Genomic DNA, 24,443 nt, shown 5'->3' with positions numbered 1-24,443 from the left:
CCGGCGCACGGGCTAACGCGTGTGGAGCGCATGGACTGAGTAAATTAAACGTAACTATTCACCCGCCCCATCTTGACGGAGTAGCAATTTCAGTTTGAAAGATGTCAGGATAAGGTTTTCGTTGGATCACGGCAGAGATGATTTCTCGCAATGATGCAAACACAGATAGCTTCTGAAGTTTACAAGTCTCAACAAATGACAGAATGCGCGCTCTGAATAACTCACCACGATGAGAACGCACTCCATAACTTCCCTTGCGCCACAGGACATACCCCCGCAAACGTCGCTCAGCATCGTTGTTGGTTAGTGGGATATTGTCTGCCTGTAAGAACGTCCACAGCATGGCTTGGTCTTTTAATAAGCGCTCACACCTCCCTGCATATTTTTGCATGGCCAAGGACATTCCTTGTTTTAACTCATTTTCAAAGTAGCGCCGCAGTTTATTCATCCTGCGATGATACTCGTACGGTTTCAGGTGCTCTTGTTCATACCGATGTCGTGTTCGAAAAACGGCGAGGCTAATCAGCACTAATCGCTTTCCTACATGACCTGTCGTTCCCGAACATTCCGCAATGGCCGTCAGATTTCTTAAGATATGCGCCCAACACAGCTGATGTGAGGTGTCTGGTAACCAGTAATAACTGGCATATTGGTCACTGACAATGACGGTATCGTGTTGATGGTTCTTAAGCAATCGTTTCGCCGCCTCTTTCCCTCGAGAGTAATGTGTCATGAAATAGGCAAATTTTTGACTGGTAGCTAGCCACATCCAGCGCTTTTCACTATCACGTTGATGGCGAGTTTCATCGGCATGGAGAACGGGGTCACGACACACTGCATGATGAATGGACTGATGAGTGCGAGTGAGCATCGGGGTGACTTGCCATAGAGCTTGCGACCATGCCCCGGTACTAAAGGAAATCCCAAATACATCCTTCATGAGGCTTTTAATCTTGCCAATACTTAAGTGGTATTGCCCTGAGAGGATACTACACAAACCGAGAAGACCAGCCCCCATTTGCGTGGGCGATACCGTATCAGGTAACATCGCCCGGTGCCGTTGACCACAGTGTTCACAATGCCCGTGAAAGAGTTGATGTTCCTCCATCCGGTATTGAATATCAGGAAGGTCAAATATCTGGTGGCGATAGTCCGGTGCTTGATGACGTTGAACGATGCCACCGCAGTCACAGTGTGATGCGCAATAATGCTGATGAATAGCATCGGCCTCCTGTTCAGGTAACAACGCACGGCGATGACCTTTATGGCCTTTCTGTGCACCACGTGAACGAATACTCTTTTTGCGCTTTATCACACCCTTAGGTGGTGTGTGTGCCGGGGAATCTGAAGAGGGTGGGCGGGATGAGTTTTTTGAGTTCTGCTTCGTCTGTTGATCTTTTTCAACAAGCTGCTCCCATAATTCATCAATCAGAAGTTGTGCTTCTTCCAAAGTACGTGCCTTGGGCGGTGTTTCAGGGAGAGTACGCTTTGCCATGTTTGATTTTTAATCGATATTCATGAAGAGTGCAAGTGCTTTATCTATAGGGGTGGGTGAATAGTTACAATTAAACCGCTTCGTCTGCGGCCTCTTCCGGCAGTATCAAATTGAGGACGATCGCAATAAACGCCGCCGGTAACAGACCAGAACTCAGTAATATTTTGGCGGTTTCAGGTAAATGCTGTAACGCGCCCGGCTCCAGCTGAAGGCCGAACCCGAGTGAGACGGATAGCGCAAAAATCATCATATTGCGCTTATTCCATTCAACATCAGACAGCATGGACGCACCCGCACTGACCACCATTCCGAACATGACAATGACACCACCACCCAGTACCTCGATAGGAATGGATGAAATGACCGCGCCTACCTTTGGAATAAGCCCACATACGATCAGGAATACCGCACCTATGGTCGCCACATGACGACTCATGACGACTCATGACGCCCGTCATTGCAATGAGCCCCACATTTTGTGAAAACGATGTGTTAGGTAGCGCCCCAAAAAAGCCGGAGATCATCGAACCTAAACCATCCGCATAGGTGGCGCCTTTGATCTCATCTTCCGTGGCCTCTCGCCCTGCACCCCCTTTGGTAATGCCCGAGACGTCGCCGACCGTTTCAATGGCAGAGATAATCGCCATCAGACAGAAGCCAATCACGGCCGCAATGCTAAACGCAAACCCAAACTTAAAAGGCTCTGGCATGGCAAAGGTGGCCGCGCGGCCCACATTATCCAAGCTGACCATGCCCATCATCGCCGCGACGATGTAACCAACGATCAACCCAATTAACACCGACGTTGATGACAACAAACCTTTGCCAAAGAACTTCAGTCCGTAGGTTGTGACAATCACTACAATCGCAACAAACCAGTTTTTCAGGCTGCCGTACTCGGGTGTCCCAATCGCTGGCACACCACCCGCGGCGTATTGAATCCCCACTTTAAGTAAGTACAAACCAATCATGGTGACGACAAGCCCCGTCACCAGCGGGGGCAAGGCAAATCTAAAGCGACCAATAAAAGGGGCCAACAGGGTATGAAACAAACCACCCGCGATGACGCCACACATGAGCACTCCCATGGCATCGACACCTTTACCCGCGACCAACGGAATCATGATGGGAATAAAGGCAAAACTCGTTCCCTGCACAATCGGTAGCCTTGCACCCACCGGCCCAAAGCCAATCGTTTGAAACAACGTTGCTAGGCCCGCGAATAGCATGGACATTTGGATCATGTAGATCATGCTTGGAAAATCCGCAGAGTTAGAGCCAAAACCAAACCCGGCGGCACCGGCGATAATAATCGCGGGCGTTACATTACTGACAAACATTGCCAGCACGTGTTGAATACCTAATGGGATTGCTTGCGCAAAGCCAGGAAAATAGTTGGGGTCCTTTAGCTGCTCTGGTGTCCCTATCGTTGCATCTGCTTTTGACATGTCTGCTCTCTCAAGTGTCATTTATCACGTAAACCATTCGGCTGTTATCACCTGAGTAATACATAGCAAGACCTAGGCCAAAATTTGAATTTCACATAAGCAAGCTTTTAAAACACATTTTTTAACGCAGTCAGCGACCTTGAATCATCGACAAAACACACCTTAATCATTAATTAAATCACAAAAACGATTCATTTGGCACTATCTTTGTGCGCACCCATCGACACCAAGCACATACACAGTGCATTTAAACGATAACCGATAACACTCTACTGAAATTTTAATTTCATTGACTATTGGCCTCATGTTCAGCCTCGGAATGTCGTAAACTTGCAGACCGGCCAGATAACAAAAACAGTCATGACGCATAAAAAACACATTACGCTCGAAAGCATTATCGCTAAACACTACGATGCGCTTCCCACGGCGGAGCGAAAACTTGCCGACACGGTGCTGGAATTCCCGGGTGAATTGGCCGCTTACACGGCCACTGAACTTGCTGAAATTGCAGGCGTGTCAAAAGCAGCGGCCACGCGATTTTTTAAGCGACTGGGGTTTAATCACTTTGAAGAAGCCCGCCGTTTGGCAAGAGACTCAAAAAACTGGGGGTCTCCTCTGTATCTGCAATCCAAAGACGAGCAACCTCAGTCTGCGGATCAGCGGATCGCGCACTATCTGGATGAAGAGCAGCAGAACCTGAGAAAGACCTACCACAGCGCAACGCTCTCTGAGCTTGATGTCATTTGTGAGCAACTCGTAAAAGCCAAACGCGTGTGGTTGCTGGGATTTCGAAACAGCCATTATATTGCGTCGTATGCACGCTGGCAGTTCATACAATTTCGTTCAGACGTGCACCTGCTCCCTGCCAATGCCGGTGAAACAATGGCCGAGTACATTGCCGATTTGAGGCCGGATGACATGGTGATTGTGATTGGCGTGCGCCGTCGCGTAGACCCGCTCATCAACATCATGCAAGCCATAAAACAGACCAAGGCCCCTATCCTGTATTTAACAGACCCGACCGCCGGTAAAACTTCCGCTTACGCCCGTTGGACCATCAAAATCCCGGTCTCCAGCAGCTTTTTATTCGATAGCTACACTGCGCTGATGAGCTTTACCCGCTTACTCGCGATCGAGACCTTCCGGGTCTCAGGGGAGTCCGGGCGCAAGCACTTGAAAAACATCGAGCGCATTCATGACACACTTAATGAGTTTGAATAATGATACCCATCATAAACCTAAACGGACGCCATGTACTCTGTGGTGTAATTGATTAAGTGCTGCACGCGGCGGGGAACATGGCGACTGGATGGATACACCACATGAGCCGATATGTCCTGCGGCTGCCAATCCGGTAATACACGCACTAGTCGTTTTGCCAGCAAATCTTCTTTAATTAACCACGTTGGCAATAACGCCACACCCAAGCCCATACAAACGGCCTCACGAATACTTGTGACGCCTTCAGTGGTCAACACGGGCGACACCGTAATCGTCTGTTTGTCGCCATTTTGGTGATGCAACACCAGTGGGCTGGTTTCCCCAAACTGACGGGTGTTTAGAGATACCCAAGGCCAGCACGCGATGTCTTGCGGGGACTGAGGCACCTGACCATTTAAGCGCTCAGGCGCACAGACTATCAGCCTTTCAATCCGCCCAAGCGGTCTCGCAATGATGCTGTCATCCGTCACATCGCCGGCAATAATCCCCATGTCATAGCCCTCTTCAATCATGCGAATCGGACGGTTTGAGTACGACAGATCAATACGGATTTGGGGGTTGGCATCAATAAATCCGGCCAGCATGCGACTCACCACAGACTGTCCAAAGTCGATGATGGAAAAACATTGAATATGACCTTTGATCTGCGCCTGCTCGTCCTGCAACCTTGCATCAGATGCTTCTACCAATGCAATCACTGACTTTGCATCCGACAGCACCTGATGCCCCACGCTCGTAAGCTTCATCCGGCGGGTATCGCGGTTGAGTAAGGTCGTGCCCGCGGCTTGCTCAAGTGCTTTAAGCTGCCGGCTGATGGTCGGCTGAGTCGTGTTAAGCCGCCTTGCAGCAGCAGATAAGCTGCCACTCTCAATAACGCAGACAAACGTTCGTAATAACGGGATGTGATCAAATACATTCATACGAAAAGCGTATATCAGTTATTAGCTTCATGCACCTTCTAAATACCCACTCTCCGTGCGATATTTTTACTCCGAATACACACACTGATGAGGTGAAACTATGACTGCTCAATCTTCCCCAAAGGTCGCCATTGTGACCGGCGCATCCCGCGGTATTGGTGCGGCTATCGCAACGTCACTCGCACAGGATGGCTGCTGTGTGGTGGTAAACTATGTGAGTAATGAAGCAGAGGCCCATCAAGTCGTGGCGAGCATTGAGCACCAGGGTGGCCGGGCGGTTGCTATTCGTGCAAATGTCTCTGTGTTGGCCGAAGCGGCCGCATTATTTGATCAAACCACGGCTTTTTTTGGTGGTGTGGATGTCTTGGTGAATAACGCAGGCATTATGCAACTCTCGCCTATCGCAGAAGCCGATGAAGCAAGCGTCGACCAACAGATCGCCGTGAATTTGAAAGGCACATTGAATACCTTACAGCTTGCGGCTAAACGCCTGAGAGAAGGAGGCCGCGTGATTAATCTGTCCAGTAGCGTGGTGGGCCTGAAACTGGAAACTTACGGTGTATATGCCGCGACGAAGGCCGCGGTTGAGTCGCTGACAGCGATCCTATCGAAGGAGTTACGGGGCCGGAATATTACGGTGAACGCCGTTGCGCCCGGCCCCACGGCGACGGATCTTTTTCTGGAGGGTAAGCCACCGCAACTTATCGAGAAGTTATCTAAAATGCCGCCATTAGAACGACTGGGTGAACCGGAGGATATTGCCCGCACCGTGACTTTTCTGGCAGGCCCTGACGGCCGCTGGGTGAATGGTCAGGTGCTGCGTGTGAATGGGGGGATTGTTTGATCAACTCAGTGCACAACGCTAGAAAGCGCAGTTCATGAGTAGCGTAGCCCATCAATCAACAACATGGTAAGTTAACGATCCCTAAAACGCTTTTGGACACTGGACCTTGACCAAAAAACTCACCTTAAAAGATATCGCTAAATCTCTCGGTGTATCGACAACAACCGTCTCTAATGCATTTAACCGACCGGATCAGTTATCAGCTAAGTTGCGGGATCATATCGTGTCTTCGGCGAATGAGCTGGGGTATTACGGTCCGAGTGCTGCGGGTAGAGTTCTCAGAACCGGCCGCAGCAATACGATAGGTATTATCAATCATGCCGAATTTAGTTATGCCCTAAAAGATCCGTTGGCAGTGAGTTTTTTGCAAGGCGTTGCCAGTGTCTGTGACCGTGAAAACATGAGTATGATGTTACTACCGGGTATTGGTCGCTCTGATAAAGAATTCCCTGCATTTGATGCGATGGTTGACACCTTCATCATACAAAGTTGCTTCATTACTGATGACTTGGTCAAACGCGTTTTAGCACAAGGGTCACGAGCCATCATGGTTGATGGAAAAATAGATGGTCTCGCCCGTGTAACGATCAGCGATAAAGCCTCTGCCCATAATGCTGCTAAACACCTGCTAGACCAAGGTCATGAGCAATTTGCCATCTTATCTTTTCAGCTAAATGCTACAGAGCGTGACAATCTGTTCTCCTTAGAGAAGCTAAATCAATCCAGACACTATGTTGCGATACAGCGCCTTGAAGGTTACTTAAGCGCTTTTAAAGCTGCGGAAATACCGCAACAACAGATTCTGATCAAAGAGTGTGCAGAGAACACAGGTGACGCTGCCTATCAAGTGAGCCTGGAAATTCTGACTAAGAAAAAACGACCCACCGCCATCCTCTGTATGAGTGATCGTTTAGCCATCGGTCTCATGAAAGCAGCCAATAAACTTGGCATTCAAGTTCCGGATGATCTATCGGTTATCGGCTTTGATGACATTGAAGCCGCAACTACCTGCACACCACCACTAACGACCATTGAACAACTCGGTTACGAAAAAGGCCAACTGGCTGCAGAACTAGCAATAAGCGATGAACAGCCGGAAAGTATCGAGCTGCCAGCCAAACTTGTCATTCGTCAGTCTACCAAACCACCCAAGAAATAATTCTCTTTGAATTAACTTGAACGATAAAGAAAATACTGTTAGCTTTCATCTTAATCGATAAAGAAGCACATACAGGAAAGGAAATGACTTTACAAAGTACAACTACGGAAAGTAGCTGGTGGCGTGGCGCTGTCATTTATCAGATCTACCCAAGAAGCTTTGCGGACAGCAATCATGACGGCATTGGCGATATTAATGGCATTACAGAAAAGCTAGATTACATCTCTGATCTCGGTGTCGATGGTATTTGGCTATCGCCATTCTTCACCTCTCCTATGAAAGACTTTGGATACGACATTTCAGACTATCGTGATGTTGACCCAATGTTTGGTACATTGTCTGACCTCGACAACCTGATCAGTAAAGCACATGCACTCAACCTCAAGGTCATGATTGATCAAGTCATCAGCCATACATCCGACCAACACCCTTGGTTTATCGAGTCACGCAAAGACACTATCAATGACAAAGCAGACTGGTATGTATGGGCAGAGCCACAAGCAGATGGCACACCACCCAATAACTGGCTATCCGTGTTTGGAGGATCAGCCTGGACCTGGGAGCCCGCACGCAAACAGTTCTACCTGCACAACTTCCTGAATAGCCAACCCGATCTTAACTTTCACAACCCAGCGGTCGTCAGCCAACTACTGGATGACATGCGCTTTTGGCTGGAGCGTGGTGTTGATGGTTTCAGATTAGATACAGCAAACTTTTATTTTCACGATAGCGAGTTACGGAACAACCCACCACGACCCAAGAACCTTGCGGCAGGTGGCGATATGTCAAATGATGTGAACTTGTACAGCATGCAGTCGCATATTTATGACAAATCACGACCAGAGAATATCGGATTCTTAAAACAGCTTCGTTCGCTCATGAATGAATATGATGGCCGTACTACTGTCGGCGAAATCGGAGATGATCACTCACTAAAGCTGATGGCTGAGTACACTTCTGGTGGCGATAAACTACACATGGCCTATACTTTTGACTTATTAGCGCACGACTCTGGCGCGGAATACCTTGAGTCTGTTATCGACTCTACTGAATCCATGATTGGTGACGGCTGGCCCTGTTGGGCCATGAGCAATCACGACGTGATGAGAGTAGCAACTCGCTGGGCTGATGGAGAAAATCAGCAGCATCTTATCAAGCTACTCCATGCAATTTTATTTAGCTTGAGAGGCAGTGTTTGCTTGTATCAAGGTGAAGAACTTGGCCTTCCTGAAGCGGATATCCCCTTTGAGCAACTTCAAGACCCTTATGGCATAACCTTCTGGCCCGAGTTTAAAGGACGTGATGGTTGCAGAACGCCTATGCCGTGGAATTCCACCGACAATCACGCCGGATTTTCACAGAACACACCGTGGCTTCCCATCCCATCGGAACACATGGACTTAACGGTCGAACAACAGTCTGCACACGAGGACTCCGTTCTAAATCACTGCAAAGCATTACTTTCCTGGCGTCAGCGTAGCCCGACCTTAGTAAAAGGCGAGATTGAACGACTTGAAGCACCTGAGGGGATACTGGCATTTCATCGTCATCTGGACGAACACAGAGTCACTTTAGTATTTAACCTAAGCAATCAGACAAAGCTGATTGGCGAAGAGTTACTGCACAAGTGGGGACTGGATGATTACTCTGCAAGCCTGCCAATCCATGCTTTTGATGGTGCTTGGTTGGAGCATGACGGAGACAACAATTGGGTAAACTTTTCTCAATTAACTTAATCGTTACAGATTTTTTACGAATATTAACTTAAACGTTACAGTTAATATTTGATAGTACGGGCATGTGACGTCTGTTCATGCCTTCAATGTGAAACCCCAGTATTGATTATGGGTGAGGAGGAGAAATAAATGACTATATTATTACGCCGTATAGGCATACTGCTAGCTGTTAGTAGCGCAGTAAGCACTGTTCAAGCAGCGGATGACAACTTAGAGTTTCATGGATACTTACGTTCCGGTATTGGCTCAAATAGCGAAGGTGGAGATCAGGCTTGTTTCAAGCTAGATGGCGCTGCGGCTAAATACCGTCTTGGTAACGAGTGTGAAACCTACGGTGAACTGTCTTTTGGTAAGAAAGTCTGGAAAAACGATGATGGGGCTTACTTCAATGTAGGGACACGTCTGGCGTTTTCCGTAGACCAAGCACAGGACTGGGAACAAGCAGACCCAGCTTTTCGCGAAGCTTACGTTGAAGCAGGTAACCTTTTTGGAGGTGTCCTTGAGGGGGCAAAGTTTTGGGCTGGTAAACGTTTCTACAATCGCCAAGACGCACACATCAATGACTTTTACTTCTGGGATAATTCCGGCCCTGGTGCAGGAATAGAGAACGTAAATGTAGGTATAGGTAAGTTATCGTATGCCATGCGCCGTAACACTTCGGATGATGATCGAGCAATCACTAGCCACGACTTCAAACTCAGTGGTATCAAAACCAACAAAAACGGCTCTCTGGATGTGGGCGTCAACATTCTCCGCTCCGATGAGAGTCAGGATAATTTTGAAGGCACTAATGGTAAGCAGTTTCACCTGATGCACACACAAAGCAATGTTCTGGGTGGCTTTAATAAACTCGCCGTTCAATATGGCTCAGGCTCAGGTGTAGGTTTAAACCCTTACCCCAATGACAGCGCAGACCCAGACGACAAAGTATTTCGCGTAACAGAGCAAATGGTTTGGCAAAAAGGTGAGAAGTTCTCTGGAATGGCCGAAGCGGTTTACCAAAAAGTTGAAGATGGTGACACGTGGATGTCGGTTGGCCTTCGCCCGACTCTGCATATTAACAAGCACTTCGGCGTGGGCTTAGAATTAGGTCATGACCGAGTAAAAGATAAAGACGGTGAAGTTCGCTCCCTAAACAAAATTACCTTAGCACCTTACCTGTCGCCAACTGCAAATTTTTGGTCTCGTCCACAGCTTCGTGCCTTTGTTACCTATGCAGACTGGGACGATGAAGCTCAGGCAAAAGGGGTTGCTAACGGCGTATTCGGAACGAATACCCATGGCATGAGCTATGGCTTTCAACTGGAATCTTGGTGGTAAAAAATGGCCCAAGTCACCTTACGCAACATTTGTAAATCATTTGGCGATATAGAGACCATTCACAATGTTGATCTGGACATTGAGAAAGGTGATCTTTGTGTGTTTGTCGGCCCGTCAGGCTGTGGTAAATCAACCATACTTCGCCTGATCGCCGGACTTGAAGAAATCACCAGCGGCGACTTAAACATGGGAGGTGTGCGCGTTAATGAATTGCCACCAGCAGAGCGTAGTATCTCAATGGTGTTTCAATCGTACGCGCTCTACCCTCACATGGACGTGTTCCGCAATATGGCATTCGGCCTGAAGATCGCGAAAAGGCCGACTTCCGAAATAAATGAAAAGGTGAACTGGGCTTCAAATATATTGGGACTTAACTCATATCTGGACGCCAAGCCAAAGTCACTCTCCGGAGGTCAACGCCAGCGAGTGGCAATTGGCCGGGCAATTGTCAGAAATCCCGACTTGTTCTTGTTTGATGAACCACTATCAAACCTTGATGCTGCGCTACGTGTACAGACTCGCATGGAGATTGCTCAGCTTCATCGTAAGCTCGGTGCCACCATGGTCTATGTTACACATGACCAGGTGGAAGCAATGACGCTGGCAACCCGGATGGTGGTATTACGAGCAGGCCGGGTCGAGCAAGTCGGCAAGCCAATGGATTTATTCCGTCGACCTTGCAACAAGTTCGTCGCGGGATTCATAGGCTCACCTAAGATGAACTTCTTAAAGGTGACGTTGATGCGTGCCAATGAGAAGGAAGCGATGGTACGCGATGAAGATGGAACCCTACACCATGTTTCAGTCGAAGCCACAAAGCTTTCATTGGGGGAGAAACTAACCTTAGGAGTACGCCCTGAACGTCTGGACTTGGTTGACTCCGCCACTGACAACACCATCAAAGGATGCATCTTGATGGTTGAACGCCTAGGTGATCAAACGCTCATCCATGTCAAAACAAGCTCTTCGACGGATCACTGCATAGCTCGTATACCCGCAGAATCAAAAGTTGAGCTTGGCGATACGGTATACCTCAAGGTTAAAAGCCACCATTACCACTTATTTGATAAAGACGAACAAGCTTGTCATCGCTTACTGCCCGATGAAACTTAAGCGATTAAGCACCGTTCGATTCATGACAATCATTGAAGGAAATCACTATGATTAAACTAAAGAAAATAGCATCCGCCATCGCAATTACTTTCACTCTGGCGACCGCAAGTACTGCATATGCACTGGATGAAGGAAAACTCCTTATCTGGGTCAATGGCGACAAAGGATACAATGGAATTCAAGCAGTTGGTGACGCCTTTACCAAAGAAACCGGTATCGAAGTCAAAGTAGAACACCCTGAAAATGTCACTGCAAAGTTCCAACAAGCAGCTAGTGCCGGTAAAGGCCCTGATATCTTTATCTTTGCCCACGATCGCATCGGAGAATGGAACGGCAGTGGCTTGCTTGCCAGTATCAACCCAAGCAAAGAACTCAAAGCGTCGATTAGCCAAAAAGGCTGGGATGCTTTCACAATCGGTGACAAAGTATTTGGTTATCCGATCTCTTTTGAAGCGGTAGGATTAATCTACAATAAAGACTTAGTCTCCACGCCACCAACTAACTTCGATGAAGTGCGTCAGCTTGATAAGGAGCTGATGAAACAAGGTAAAAAAGCAATTCTATGGGATTACAACAACACCTATTTCACATGGGGAATGCTCGCTGCTGAGGGTGGCTACGTTTTTAAGAAATCAGATGACGGATACGACACTACCGATATTGGTGTAAACAGCGATGGAGCCATCACCGGTGCAGCGGCTCTGTCTCAACTAATTAAAGATGGCGTTATGCCCAAAAACGCTAGTTACGCTGATATGGAAGCTGGCGTCAACCAAGGCAAGGTTGCCATGATGATCAACGGCCCGTGGGCATGGTCCAACCTAGAGAAAAGCGGTATTAACTTTGGAGTAGCACCCATTCCAGCCGTTAAAGAGCAACCCGGTAAACCCTTTATTGGCGTACTCGGTGCGATGCTGAATCGTGCGAGTCCGAATAAAGAACTTGCCGTTGAGTTCTTAGAAAATTCACTACTTACCGTTGATGGTTTAACGACAGTTGATAATGATGTTGCATTGGGTACACCGGCTAACAAAGCATTTTTTGAAAAGCTTTCAGGCAATGAAAACATAGTCGCCACCATGAAGAATGTGGAACTAGGCGAACCGATGCCTAACGTGCCAGAAATGGGCAAGTTCTGGTCGTCAATGGAATCCGCACTACAGAACCTGACACAAGGACGGCAAACTGCAAAAGAAGCTATGGACCAAGCAGCTAAACGTATTGGTGCCTCACCAGAAAAAACCGCGAAGAAGTAACTACTTAACCCTACTTGGTGGCAGGTGCTTTTCGCCTGCCACGTTTTTTTTGGAGCAACACCCTAAATGAGCAGTGTACACCCCTTTCCATTACAACCTCGTGTACCGTTTGGTAAATACCTTTTGAAGTGGTCTGCGCTACTCTTTAGTAGTCTGATACTGCTATACATCGTTTCAATCATTTACCTAACGGGTTACTTCGTACTCGCTTTTATAACATTAGTCATATACTGTCTGACGCTATACGTCTACTTGCACAAACCTTTAACAGCCTACCGCTACTTGTTGCCAGGCCTGATCGGCATAAGCGTGTTTGTTATTTTTCCACTGGTTCATACCATCAATATGGGACTGACGAACTTCAGCTCCAGTAACCTTTTAGACTATCAACGAGCAAAACAGTATTTCTTAGATGAGCGATATATCTCAAGTGACAATCAGCTTGCATTTACCTTGCATAAACACAGTGATGGCTACCAACTTAAGTTGAGTGGTGAAGACAAAGTCTACACATCACCACCCATTTCGTTGGGCGGGCCACAGCAGATTACACTGAGAGAGCAAGATGAAAATTCGTCATTTACTCTCGGTGACGAAATACCAATGGGCCAGATCATCAAACTGCGTGAATCAATAAAGCAGCTTAATTTAACCCTACCTAGCGGCCAACAGCTTGGCATGCAAGGCCTGCGTCGTTTTGCTATGAGCAGCCCGCTTTATAAAGTATTTGAAGGTGAGACACTAATTAACACACAAACAAATGCCATTCTTACACCTAATTTTGACACTGGTTTTTTTGAAGATGAGAACAAAAAGCGGCTTACACCCGGATTTAAAGTATCAATCGGATTAGATAACTATTACCGAATATTTGGCAGTGCAGACTTTCAAGAACCCTTCATAAAAATCTTTCTATGGACCGTCGTATTTTCAGCATTGACTGTCCTGTTCACACTAGTGATTGGGGTATTACTTGCAGTGCTGCTTAACTGGGATGCACTGAGATTCCGTACACTTTATCGCACACTATTATTCCTACCCTACGCTGTACCAGGGTTCATCTCAATTCTGGTTTTCAAAGGGCTCTTTAATGAAAATTTTGGTGAAATCAACCTGATATTAAATAGCTTGTTTGGAATTAGCCCGGGTTGGTTTAGCGACCCAACGCTGGCCAAAGTTATGCTGGTTCTCGTGAACACTTGGCTCGGCTACCCCTACATTATGATCCTCTGCACAGGGTTATTAAAATCCATTTCAGGGGAAATCTATGAGGCAACTGCTATCGAAGGATGCAGTCCGCTTCGAAATTTCTGGAGCATTACCTTACCACTGATCATCAAACCGCTTTCACCCCTGTTGGTTGCGTCGTTTGCATTTAATTTCAATAACTTTGTACTGATTTCATTGCTGACGGGTGGTCGCCCGGACTTTCTGGACTCACAAGTACCCGCAGGAACAACCGATATATTAGTCACCTACACCTATCGTATAGCCTTTGAAGACTCTGGCCAAAACTTTGGCTTAGCCGCAGCAATCTCAACCATCATCTTCGTTATGGTCGCGATAATGTCAGTCATTAACCTCAGAATGGCTCGTGTAAATGAGTCTGGCAGAAAACCGTAGGAGTACATAATGGCAATTGTTACAGGTAAAAGAAACTTACTAAGCCACCTTGCTGCACATGCTGGAATTCTCATATTTCTGGCACTGGTGCTTTTTCCTTTCTTCATGATCATTTCAATCTCATTGAGACCAGGAAATTTTGCAGTCGGTAGCTTAATCCCTCCCGAAATTAGCTTTGAACACTGGAAGCTTGCGCTGGGAATTTCTTATGAAGATGCACATGGAAACTTAATTAACCCGCCTTTTCCGGTACTCACCTGGCTCTGGAACTCGGTCAAGATAGCGACAATCACAGCATTCCTGATTCTCGCCTTATCGACAACATCGGCTTACGCCTTTGCTCGCATGAAATTTCGTTTTAAAGGCGCTGTGCTAAACAGCATTTTATTGCTTCAGATGTTCCCTGCTGCACTCACACTGATCGCTATCTTTTCTATTTTTGATACCTTGGGAGAGTATATACCCTGGCTCGGAGTCGATACACATGGTGGTTTAATCCTATCCTATCTAGGTGGTATTGCTCTACATGTCTGGACTATCAAAGGCTACTTCGAGAGCATCCCAGTAGACATCGAGGAAGCAGCGAGCGTTGATGGGGCGAATACCTTTCAGACCTTCCTTTATGTATTGCTACCGATGGCTGTTCCAATTTTAATGGTTGTTTTTGTTCTGGCATTTATTGGAACACTGATCGAGTATCCCGTAGCATCTATTTTACTGCACCAAGAAGACAACTTAACGCTTGCCGTTGGGTCTAAGCTTTTCTTATACGAGCAGAATTATCTCTGGGGTGACTTTGCAGCTGCTGCAGTACTTAGTGGCTTACCGATTACAGCGGTGTTTTTGCTTGCTCAGAAATGGATTGTCTCAGGGTTAACTGTTGGGGGTAGTAAGGGGTGAATGCCCCCCACTGGTCACTTGCCAGCAACATACGTTTTTTCTGGTTTTTAGAACATCGTGTTGTTGTTGGCTGACTCTTTAGGAACCTCTTGGATTGAATCCCAGTGCTCTACAATTTTTCCTTTTGAATCAAAACGAAAGAAATCCATTGTGACGTATTCATCACCACCCGGCCACATTTGCCTTGTGTGAAGCGCAACCAGATTATCCTCTGCGATTGTTCTCAAAAATTCGATGTCCTTATTTGGGTACTCTCGCGACATCTGTTCAAAGTAATCTATAAAACCTTTTTTGCCATCCGCAACGACGGGGTTATGCTGGATATAGTCATCTCCTACATAAAGCTCTACCGCTTTCGCTGGCTCTCCCAAATACGCCATTTTATAAAAGGCAACAGCACTTTTTTTATTCTGCTCCAGACTTGAACTCATGACCCAATGCGTAAGTCCTACACTGTTTACAAGTTGGTGGAAAATGTTTTGAAGTCCTTTGAATGATCTTCGTGAGAGGCATAAAACTCATGCCTTAACGATAGCCAACAACAACTCATTCGCTATAATACCCCACACTAATCCAGCCCGGCATACACCATGAATACCCTAAATGAAGCAATATCCAGTCTGACAGTCGATGAGCTAAAAAAGTACCTCTATCTCGTTCCTGACGAAAAAGGCGGCAGTAAAAAAGCCCAGCTGGTAGAACGTATTAGTAATGGATTGATCGGATCTAAATTGCAGGCTCAATATCAACAGCTGGATCAGCTGCAAAAGCTGGCAGTTGCAGAGGCACTGTATGATTCAGAGCTGCGTTTAAATCTAGATCGGTTCAGTGCCAAATACAAGGATTTACCAGAACTATCGATTGCACCGGAAGGGCGGAGTTATAGTACCTATAATTATATCCCCTCACGCTTGCGCCTGTTTCTATATGGTACTGACCGTTACAATTTTCATCGTACCGATAATCTGTATATACCTCATGATCTGGCAGAGCAGTTACGAGCCTTTGTAGCAAAGCCGGCTGCCTTCAAACTTAATAGTTATCAGGTACTACCCACGGCTAATGACGACGAAGAAAAATTAACCATTCGTCTTTGTGAACAGGAGGCTTTAATTGATCTGCCAACTATTTTCAATTTGTTGCAACAAGGCAAACTGAAAGCCAGCGCAAAAACCGGTCGCGGCTCTGCAGCCACTAGCAAATTACTGGCAAATACACTGCACAACGGTGATTTTTATTCGGAAACCGCAGCTGATGCGCAGAAAGCCTTTGCCTGGCCGTTATTATTGCAAGCTGCCAAGCTCGCGCAGGTCAGTGGTAGTAAACTGGAGCTCAGTAAAACAGGTACCCGCCAACTCGCCCGCGACTCCGCTGACACGCTGCGTTTATTGTGGCAGCGTTGGCAAAAAAACACCTTGCTGGATGAGTTCAAGCGTATCGATGAAATCAAAGGCCAAAACGCCAAAGGTCGGGTAATGACAGCTGTTGCACCACGACGTAAGGTAGTGGCTGAAGCATTGACTCACTGCCCAGTCGGAAAGTGGGTAGATGTTGATGACTTCTTTAATTACATGGTTGCTTGTGAGTTAGATTTTGAAGTCACTCATGATTTGTGGAAGTTATACATCTGCGATCGTGAATACGGCATGTTAGGTTATTCAGGCTTCCACGATTGGTCATTACTACAGGGCCGTTACATTCTCTGCCTGCTGTTTGAATATGCTGCAACACTGGGCATGGTCGATGTGGCCTATGTGTCGCCGGATAATGCGCGTGATGACTTCCGAGGAAATTGGGGTACGGATGATCTGGACTACCTGAGCCGCTATGACGGACTGTATTATTTCCGCCTGAATAACCTTGGTGCTTATTGTCTGGGTTTGGCTAGCAGTTATGAACCACCGGAAAATAAGTCGGATTGCACATTCAATGTATTGCCCAGCTTGCATGTGAACCTGGCTAGCGGGCAACCGACACCAGAAGATAAATTACTCCTCGATACTTGGGCGATCGAGGAGGCGGACAATAGCTGGAAATTGGATAAGGCAAAAACTATTCTGGCGTTGGAACGCGGGCATGATATTGATACCTTGCAAACTTTCTTGCAGGGTAAGGATGATCAACCGTTACCGGAAGCTGTCGAGGCCTTTTTAACTGTGTGCCGAAAACAAGGCACTGCGCTGAAAATGCTCGCCCCCGCCCTACTCATAGAGTGTAGTACCACGGCAATCGCCAAAACACTGGCAGAGCATAAGGAGACAGCACAGCTGTGCCAGCGTACTGGTAAGAAACAACTGGTGGTGAAGCAGATACACGAGGAAAAATTCCGCACAGCAGCGCGTATTGTTGGGTTTGGCATGGTGTAGGAAACATCAAGCAACTCTTACGTTGATGGGTTATTCGATGCTATTCAGACGAGCAAGAATTAGTGGGTTTTCTCCACCTCAAACCCCACCACATTGCGCTCATCTTTACTAAATTCCACCCCAATCAAGTAAATCGGTTGGTTTAGCTGGCGATACTTATCCGCATAGGCTTTATCTTTAATTTGCTGAAGCGCATTACCTTCTGGCACTAATTCCACGACCTTAAATTCAAAGATATACACCTGATCATTAAACTTAAGCGTCATATCAATACGTCCAAGGTTAGTGCTGTCTTCAACAGTGACATTCAGACCTAGTGCAGCAAAGTAAGAATAAAACACACTGGCGTAATACCCTTCATAGTTCTGAATCTCATTCCGCGAATACCACTGATGTGGAATACTCGCAAAGAAGCCGCGAAACAGTTGCTTCAACCCATCAAAATCATTCGCCAATAATAAGCGGTAAAGCTGACCACTCTGCACGGCTTGACCGGATTTATCCTTAACCAATGCGGAGAGCAAATTCTCGTTAAGACTTTGGTACACTTCGCGGTTGGGATAACCCAACGAGTAATAGAGCTGCCCTCCTAAGTTATCTTCCTCTTTGATTGTCAGATAACCAGTTTGAAATAGCAGAGCCTCCGTAGTGATGTCATCCACATCAAAACTCGAAAGCATGGCGCTACTGCTGTACAGATGATTGAGTTTAAGTGTTGGGATCTGACGCTTAAAAAGTAGATCAACCAAAAACGTTGGAGTACCGGTTTCAAACCAGTAATTGTCAAACTTGCGATTATCAAACAACTTTAAAATATCAAACGGGTTATAAACGCCTTCGCCCAACCAGTTATAGCCGTTATACCACTCTTTGATTTGTTGACGATCCAGCCCTGCTAACTCAGGAGCAAACACTGTATCAATATCGTTGTCGGTATATCCGCAAATAGTGGAGTAGCGTGAGTCCATCGTAATGTCATTCAGATTATTCAGACCTGAAAACAAGCTCACTTTTGAAAACTTACTGACACCCGTTAAAAAGCTAAATTTGATGTGTGCATCGTAGTCTTTGATGGTGCTATAGAAGCCGCGCAGGAAGTCACGGTTTTCTCTGGCTAAATCAGGCTGGTTTATTGCGTCTAAAATCGGCTTATCGTATTCATCAATAAGAACGACTACAGGCTGACCTACTCGTTTATGAATCTTCAAGATCAAGTCTGAAAAGCGACTACTTGCATCCTCAAACCGGCGCTCCGTGCCAAATGATTCCTCGAACTGAGTCAGTTGAGAGTGTATTGAATCATGCACGCCTGTTTCGCTGCTGTAGTGCTTACTACCAAAACTAAATCGAAGCACAGGGTACTTGATCGACCAGTCCCAATGTGGGTGTACCGCTAAGCCTTGAAACAGAGGCTCGTTTCCTTCGAATAATTCTTTTAGAGTGTCAATGAGAAGGCTTTTTCCAAAACGGCGTGGGCGCGACAGAAAGTAATGTGTGCCTTTTTCTATCAACGATAAAGCAAGATCAGTTTTATCTATATAATAGTAATCTTTCTGGCGAATTTTAGAGAGTGACTGAATCCCAAGAGGAAGCTGCTTTTGTGATGCCATGATTGTTGCTTAACCTTCAAGTAAGTAGCCTTAGTTTATCACGACTCCCCGTGACACGCTTATCAAACAAAGGCAGGATATAATTCAATCTAAGTTAGCAGCGATAAGTCTAACAGGTGCATAAACAACGCACAGATATCCTAACAACCATTAAATGTGACTAATCTGTCATGTGATGTTAAGGGTAGGTGCTTGATAAACGTAGTATTCTCCGCGACTGAAACATCAGCTTCATTTTGCTAGGGGGTAAACATGAAACGGGCGATTTTTTCTATTCTATTCACTTTTTCGGTAACGACAGGGGCTTATGCCGCGTGTCCGTGGCAGCACGTTGGTGCGGTCGGTATGGATATTGAGCAAGGGCGTGATTTACTAAAAAACTACGGTGCATGTCGCACTAACTGTAAAACCTTACAGGCCAAACTCGACAATAGCGTTCGCAAGCTTAGGCAAGCATCTGCTTGTGGCAGGCATATCGTCAGCGCACAGGATAAGGAGATGATTGATTTTATTTCCAGCCGTTCCCGACTGATAAAAAAACAAAAACAAGGACAGGTTTGGGCATTAAAATCGACACCAACACCCGCAGCCAAACCGATTGCGATTCCAAAGGATGATCCGGTTACAACAGAAGCGGCATTTGTACCGGTAGCACCTGCTGCCAATGCGAAACCAACACCTGCCACAACGTCAGCGATGAAACCACAAGCAATGCATGCACCGCAAATGGCAGCGGTTGCATCAGCCACACCACAGCAAGTAAGGCCAGCTGTCAATACTGCTCCGGCAGTACAACCTCAGGCACAGACTGCTCCGGTTGCTACAACAGCACCTTCCAGACAACCACAAGTCGCTCAGGCTCGCTCAACTACGCCAGCACCTCAACAAGCGGTTGCGGCCAAGCAAACTAAAATGGCGATTTCGAAAGAGGCTTATTCCGCGCTGTTTCTGGAGGAAGACAAAACACCACAGAAAGCCCAGCAGGCTCAACGCAACGCTGCCGCTCAACAGGGTTTGACCGCACAGCAAAAAGCGCAAAGACAGGCAAAACGTGACGCACAGATCAGAGCAAAGCAGCAAGCGAACCGCGAGGCCAAACTCAGACAAGTAGCTAAACAACGAGCCGATCAGCAACGCAAGCAAGCATTAATCAAGCGACAGCAGCTAAACGTGATTAAGGCAAAAAAACTGGCGATGCAGAAGCATTTGATGCAGCAGCGACTGGCTAGACTACGTTTGCAAAAACAGCGTGCATTACTGGCGCATCAAAACAGACTGCGTGTTAAACAACAGAGACTTGCCAGAGCACGTCGTCAGTAAAGGCTATGAGTGGGATTTGACCGCGGTAATGGGCCTTGCAATCAATGCCCAAAGACCGACCAGCCGGTGCGCTGCGTCAGCATTTCTAATGCGATGGTGCCCAAGTGACTATTACCAACTCGATCTAAGCCGGGCGACCACACGGAAATCGAGGCTTTGCCCGGTGCAACGGCCATAATGCCACCACCGACGCCACTTTTGCCGGGCAAGCCGACCCGAAACGCGAATTCGCCGGAGCCGTCATAGTGACCGCACATCATCATTAATGAGTTGATGCGGCGGGCACGTTGCTCAGACACAACACGTGCGCCGGTGCTCAGGTTCACGCCATCACTCACCAAGAACAGCGCGGCTTTTGCCAGTTGCTCGCAGGTCATGGCAATGGAACAATGATGGAAATACGCGCCCAGTACATAGTCCACCGGGTTTTTAAAGTGACCGTAGGACGCCATAAAGTGCGCAAGCGAGGCATTTCTGTCGCCAGTCAGCAGCTCGGATTGCGCGACTTTTTCATCGATAGCGATGGTATTGTCATCGGCAATAAATCGCACGAATTCTAAAATTTCTGCGATAGTTTCTTTCGGCAGGTGACCCATCATAATGGCGTCAACGACGGTAATCGCACCGGCATTAATAAACGGATTACGCGGCTTACCATTTTCCATTTCCAACTGAACGACGGAGTTAAACGGATCGCCGGATGGCTCACGCCCTACCCGTTTCCAGATAGCATCACCCAGTTTGCCAAGCGCCATTGTGGTGGTAAAGACTTTTGAAATACTCTGAATAGAGAACAAGGTGTGCGCATCGCCCGCACTAAACACCGTGCCGTCTGGCAAGGCCACGCAGATACCGAACTGATCCGGATCGACACAGGCCAGCTGTGGAATATAAGTGGCGACTTTGCCTTTATCAGGCATAGCCGTGACTTTGGCGGTAATGTCATCCAGTATCGCTTGCATATTGTCCATTGCGGAACTCACCCCATTGAATAAGCCCGCAATGGTAACGTGATTTTCATGACTTGCTAAGGGTTTTCCTTATCGAAGGCATGCTGAAGGTCTAGGCGTTTTCTATTTTTTCCTGCGCCAGCCATGCCTCGGCCTCAGCCACCTGATCAAGACTAAAAGCTTTGATTTCCATGCCCGGAATCACCACACCTTTGAAACCACTAACGGTTTTAATCCATTTTTCATCAGTGACAACAGCGGCTTTTTTGAATTTAAAGGCCAGACTAAATAATGATGGCAGGCGTGAAAACTCCACACCAATTGCCCCAAGTGATGGCCAGTGGAAATCTTTGACGGTGTACAACATTTTGCCCCCGCTGATATTGGCTGAGTGCTCTGCCAAATCATCCAGCGCTTGCCTCATAATGTCAGCGTCGATGTCGCCGTTCAGTTCGATATCGACACGGTTGTCGCCATTGGGCGTGACTGTAAACATAATCGCTCCTTGTATTGCCTTATATAGTTTGGACAAGTGATTCGGCAATTAGTTGTTGTATGAGGTTTGTGAGTCTGCGCCCTGACCATTAATTATTTATCTCAGGCTTAGGACTGGTTGCTCTGTTGCTATTATCGTCAACCTAACACAACTCTAATACCAACTTACTCCTCCCAAATCTTGATTAACTCCAACGTCGCAGCCTGATAATCCTCCGCTTTCGTAATGGCCGTAATCATCGCCACCGAACCCACGCCAGTTGGCTTTAACGCTTTCGCCCGCTCCCGATCAATTCCCCCAATCGCCACCAATGGATAATGCCCGTCCAGCAGCTTCACCCAACGCTCAACCGCAGCAGGGCCTTGCGGAACCCACGGCATATCTTTGCTGGTTGTGGCATAAATCGGCCCCAGTGCAATATAACTGGGATTCACCCAACGTGCTCGGGCCACTTCGGTATAACTGTGTGTGGAAACGCCAAGATGACAACCTGATGCAGCGATTGCCTGATGGTCCGCATCATACAAATCCTCTTGCCCCAAATGAATGCCATACGCACCGTGCTTAATCGCCAGCTGCCAGTGATCATTAATAAACAGGCGAATATTGCGACCTGCACAAACCTTCACCGCGGCTGCAATTTGCTGATCCAACTCATCCCACGTTGGAGGGTTTTCAACATCCGTTTTTAAGCGCAGTTGGATAGTTTTGATACCGCAATGAATCAGCTTCTCCACCCATTCCACGGAGTCAACGACAGGATAAATGCCTAGTCTTTGGCTGTCACACGCTGGCAATTGCAGACGCGGTGTTTCCGGTGATTGCGGCGTCATTAATGGAAAATCCTGATAATCCACGCTCCAGTCATTCGGGTCGATATCACCTAAACGCGCCTGATAAGCGCCATTGGCAAGCACAGCATTGCGAATACCCCGACTCACTAAAGTTTTGGCCAAGACAATGGCATCAGTAATGGCGTAACCTTGCGCAGTTGCACACGCCATGGCGGTGGCCAATAGACAGCCAGTGCCGAGCACATTAGCCTTATCAGGCCAACGCTTTCCGATGAGCCAGAAGTGCAATTCCTGACTGTAAAAATAGTCGCTGGATTCCTCGCTATCGGCAGAATAATGACCGCCTTTGAGCAGTACAGACCTGACTCCGATGGATAATAATTGCTTTGTCGCTGCCTCGATTTCTTCAATATCGGTTACTGGCATACCCGTTAACTGCGCCAGTTCATTCAGGTTTGGCGTCACCACATCTGCCAGAGGAAGCAGACGTTCAAGCAGCATATTTTCGCCTTGCTGCGTGAGCAAACGCGCACCAGAGCTCGCCATTATCAGGGGATCAACAATCACACGCGGCGGCTGACCTTGCGCTTGCAATGCTGCGATTCCTTCACACACCGCCGCAATAGCAAACTCATCCCCCAACATACCAATTTTAATCGCAGCGAGCGGTAAAGCATCCTCTCTAAGCAAGGCTTGTTGCACGCTTTGGAACTGCGCGCTTATCTTTGTTGCACCCAACACGCCCATATCGCTGACACTGGTGGTGTTTTGTGCGGTCACCGCGGTCACCACCGTATACGCATGCATGCCCAGCGCATGGACTACGCGCCAGTCTGCCTGCAGCCCTGCACCACTTGGGTCAGTGCCGCCAATTAATAATACCGAGGCTGCGGCTTGTGGCTTGGAAACGGATAATGAAGTGCTCATAGTTTTCTCTAGAATGAGTTGGTTTTAATTCAGAGGGTTCGCTGGGGTCGCAGGCTATTTTCAAGCTTTTGTCAGGCTCATTAATCTTTTCAGGTTCATCAGTTCTGATGCCAGAACGGCATGCCCAAGGTCGGTGTACTGGCTGATGCTGCCGCACGCGCTTCTATCATTCCGCTTAACCAGGCACTTCGTCCCGCAGCAATAGCATTGGCAAACGCTTCCGCCATCACCACCGGATCATGCGCTTGTGCCACAGCAGTGTTTAATAGCACCGCATCAAACCCCAGCTCCATCGCGCGACAAGCATCTGAAGGTTTACCCAGCCCCGCATCAACCAGCAGAGTCATATCCGGCAAACGTTCGCGAATCGTGGTCAGCGCATGCGGATTTAACAGACCCAAGCCTGTGCCGATTGGCGAGCCCCAAGGCATCAATACTTCGCAGCCGACATCCCGCAGTTTTTGACACAGCACCAAATCATCCGTGCAATATGGAAACACTTTAAAACCCATTTTTACCAAGGTTTCAGCAGCTTCCAGTGTCGCGAATGGATCGGGTTGTAAATTGTAATCATCCCCAATCACTTCCAGCTTTATCCAGTCCGTTTGAAATAGCTCCCGCGACATTTGTGCCAGGGTCACGGCTTCTTTGGCGGTATGGCAGCCCGCTGTATTGGGCAACAACTCGCAGCCACTGGATTTAATCAATTCCCAGTAATGATTACCGCCTTGCTGCTGCGGGGATTGGCGACGCAATGACACCGTGACTACCTCGGCTTTGGAGGCAGCAATGGACTGTTGCATGACCTCTGGCGATGGGTATAACGCCGTGCCAATAAAAAACCGGCTGCTGAGCGTTTTGCCATACACGTCCCAGCTGTCACTTATTTCAACTTGAGTTTCACTCATAGCGTCCTCTGCTCCTGTCGCTTCCATTTCCTTATCG

The 24,443-nt window shown here is 47.5% G+C and carries 21 protein-coding genes; 11 read left to right on the top strand and 10 right to left on the bottom strand.

Annotated elements, in window-relative coordinates; genetic code table 11:
- Positions 1 to 58: 58 nt before the first annotated feature.
- From tnpC to DKW60_RS09015, 3 genes are all read right to left on the bottom strand, one after another.
- Positions 59 to 1,495, bottom strand: coding sequence for an IS66 family transposase (gene tnpC / locus DKW60_RS09020; protein ID WP_109837328.1), 1,437 nt, complete (start codon positions 1,493 to 1,495; stop codon positions 59 to 61).
- A 70-nt stretch (positions 1,496 to 1,565) separates the two neighbouring features.
- Positions 1,566 to 1,877 (bottom strand): solute carrier family 23 protein, encoded by a 312-nt coding sequence (locus DKW60_RS24490; RefSeq protein WP_281271837.1) that lies wholly within the window; start codon positions 1,875 to 1,877, stop codon positions 1,566 to 1,568.
- Complete coding sequence (locus DKW60_RS09015; RefSeq protein ID WP_219988688.1) at positions 1,768 to 2,943, bottom strand: uracil-xanthine permease family protein; 1,176 nt, start codon at positions 2,941 to 2,943, stop codon at positions 1,768 to 1,770. Before DKW60_RS09015 ends, DKW60_RS24490 begins: the two co-directional genes overlap by 110 nt.
- 360 nt (positions 2,944 to 3,303) lie before the next feature.
- On the opposite strand from DKW60_RS09015, the gene DKW60_RS09010 reads away from it, so the two are divergent.
- A complete protein-coding gene (locus DKW60_RS09010) occupies positions 3,304 to 4,164 on the top strand; it encodes a MurR/RpiR family transcriptional regulator (protein ID WP_109837327.1) in 861 nt (286 codons plus the stop codon).
- Positions 4,165 to 4,181: 17 nt separating this feature from the next.
- Here DKW60_RS09010 and DKW60_RS09005 read toward each other — a convergent pair whose 3' ends face one another.
- The gene (locus tag DKW60_RS09005) at positions 4,182 to 5,084 is read right to left on the bottom strand and encodes a LysR family transcriptional regulator (protein WP_109837326.1); all 903 of its coding nucleotides are present in this window, start codon (positions 5,082 to 5,084) and stop codon (positions 4,182 to 4,184) included.
- A gap of 100 nt (positions 5,085 to 5,184) precedes the next feature.
- Between DKW60_RS09005 and DKW60_RS09000 the strand changes: the two genes are divergently transcribed.
- From DKW60_RS09000 to malG, 8 genes are all read left to right on the top strand, one after another.
- Positions 5,185 to 5,928 (top strand): SDR family oxidoreductase, encoded by a 744-nt coding sequence (locus DKW60_RS09000; protein WP_109837325.1) that lies wholly within the window; start codon positions 5,185 to 5,187, stop codon positions 5,926 to 5,928.
- Between the two features lie 106 nt (positions 5,929 to 6,034).
- Complete coding sequence (locus DKW60_RS08995; protein WP_109837324.1) at positions 6,035 to 7,087, top strand: LacI family DNA-binding transcriptional regulator; 1,053 nt, start codon at positions 6,035 to 6,037, stop codon at positions 7,085 to 7,087.
- Between the two features lie 83 nt (positions 7,088 to 7,170).
- Positions 7,171 to 8,823, top strand: a complete 1,653-nt coding sequence (locus tag DKW60_RS08990) for an alpha-amylase family glycosyl hydrolase (protein ID WP_109837323.1) — start codon at positions 7,171 to 7,173, stop codon at positions 8,821 to 8,823.
- A 129-nt stretch (positions 8,824 to 8,952) separates the two neighbouring features.
- Positions 8,953 to 10,143: a maltoporin gene (locus DKW60_RS08985; RefSeq protein ID WP_109837322.1), complete on the top strand. Its 1,191-nt coding sequence runs from the start codon at positions 8,953 to 8,955 to the stop codon at positions 10,141 to 10,143.
- Positions 10,144 to 10,146: 3 nt separating this feature from the next.
- The gene (locus DKW60_RS08980; protein ID WP_109837321.1) at positions 10,147 to 11,256 is read left to right on the top strand and encodes an ABC transporter ATP-binding protein; all 1,110 of its coding nucleotides are present in this window, start codon (positions 10,147 to 10,149) and stop codon (positions 11,254 to 11,256) included.
- A gap of 47 nt (positions 11,257 to 11,303) precedes the next feature.
- On the top strand, positions 11,304 to 12,512 hold the full coding sequence (gene malE / locus DKW60_RS08975) for a maltose/maltodextrin ABC transporter substrate-binding protein MalE (RefSeq protein ID WP_109837320.1): 1,209 nt from the start codon (positions 11,304 to 11,306) through the stop codon (positions 12,510 to 12,512).
- 66 nt (positions 12,513 to 12,578) lie between these two features.
- Positions 12,579 to 14,135: a maltose ABC transporter permease MalF gene (gene malF / locus DKW60_RS08970; RefSeq protein WP_109837319.1), complete on the top strand. Its 1,557-nt coding sequence runs from the start codon at positions 12,579 to 12,581 to the stop codon at positions 14,133 to 14,135.
- 9 nt (positions 14,136 to 14,144) lie between these two features.
- Positions 14,145 to 15,035, top strand: a complete 891-nt coding sequence (malG, locus tag DKW60_RS08965; protein WP_109837318.1) for a maltose ABC transporter permease MalG — start codon at positions 14,145 to 14,147, stop codon at positions 15,033 to 15,035.
- 47 nt (positions 15,036 to 15,082) lie between these two features.
- On the opposite strand, the gene DKW60_RS08960 is transcribed toward malG, so the two are convergent.
- Positions 15,083 to 15,466 (bottom strand): nuclear transport factor 2 family protein, encoded by a 384-nt coding sequence (locus tag DKW60_RS08960; RefSeq protein ID WP_109837317.1) that lies wholly within the window; start codon positions 15,464 to 15,466, stop codon positions 15,083 to 15,085.
- A gap of 159 nt (positions 15,467 to 15,625) precedes the next feature.
- Here DKW60_RS08960 and DKW60_RS08955 point away from each other — a divergent pair, with 159 nt between their 5' ends.
- Positions 15,626 to 17,401, top strand: a complete 1,776-nt coding sequence (locus DKW60_RS08955) for a hypothetical protein (protein WP_109837316.1) — start codon at positions 15,626 to 15,628, stop codon at positions 17,399 to 17,401.
- Positions 17,402 to 17,460: 59 nt separating this feature from the next.
- Here the strand turns inward: DKW60_RS08955 and DKW60_RS08950 are convergent, their stop codons facing one another.
- Positions 17,461 to 19,011, bottom strand: a complete 1,551-nt coding sequence (locus tag DKW60_RS08950; RefSeq protein ID WP_109837315.1) for an ATP-binding protein — start codon at positions 19,009 to 19,011, stop codon at positions 17,461 to 17,463.
- Between the two features lie 252 nt (positions 19,012 to 19,263).
- On the opposite strand from DKW60_RS08950, the gene DKW60_RS08945 reads away from it, so the two are divergent.
- Entirely contained in the window at positions 19,264 to 20,331 is a 1,068-nt protein-coding gene (locus DKW60_RS08945) for a hypothetical protein (protein ID WP_109837314.1), read from the top strand.
- 41 nt (positions 20,332 to 20,372) lie between these two features.
- Here DKW60_RS08945 and DKW60_RS08940 read toward each other — a convergent pair whose 3' ends face one another.
- The 4 genes from DKW60_RS08940 to DKW60_RS08925 all read right to left on the bottom strand — a co-directional run bounded on the left by DKW60_RS08940 (position 20,373) and on the right by DKW60_RS08925 (position 24,406).
- A complete protein-coding gene (locus DKW60_RS08940) occupies positions 20,373 to 21,302 on the bottom strand; it encodes a glutaminase (protein WP_219988687.1) in 930 nt (309 codons plus the stop codon).
- Positions 21,303 to 21,393: 91 nt separating this feature from the next.
- Positions 21,394 to 21,777, bottom strand: coding sequence for a SpoIIAA family protein (locus DKW60_RS08935; protein WP_109837313.1), 384 nt, complete (start codon positions 21,775 to 21,777; stop codon positions 21,394 to 21,396).
- A gap of 164 nt (positions 21,778 to 21,941) precedes the next feature.
- A complete protein-coding gene (gene thiE / locus DKW60_RS08930; protein ID WP_109837312.1) occupies positions 21,942 to 23,498 on the bottom strand; it encodes a thiamine phosphate synthase in 1,557 nt (518 codons plus the stop codon).
- A gap of 98 nt (positions 23,499 to 23,596) precedes the next feature.
- Positions 23,597 to 24,406 carry a thiazole synthase gene (locus DKW60_RS08925; protein WP_109837335.1) on the bottom strand — a complete coding sequence of 270 codons (810 nt, stop codon included), beginning with the start codon at positions 24,404 to 24,406 and terminating at the stop codon, positions 23,597 to 23,599.
- Positions 24,407 to 24,443: the final 37 nt, after the last annotated feature.

The sequence above is a fragment of the Leucothrix pacifica genome (genome assembly GCF_003172875.1).
Taxonomy (GTDB): domain Bacteria; phylum Pseudomonadota; class Gammaproteobacteria; order Thiotrichales; family Thiotrichaceae; genus Leucothrix; species Leucothrix pacifica.
This window is presented reverse-complemented; position numbering and strand designations above follow the sequence as displayed.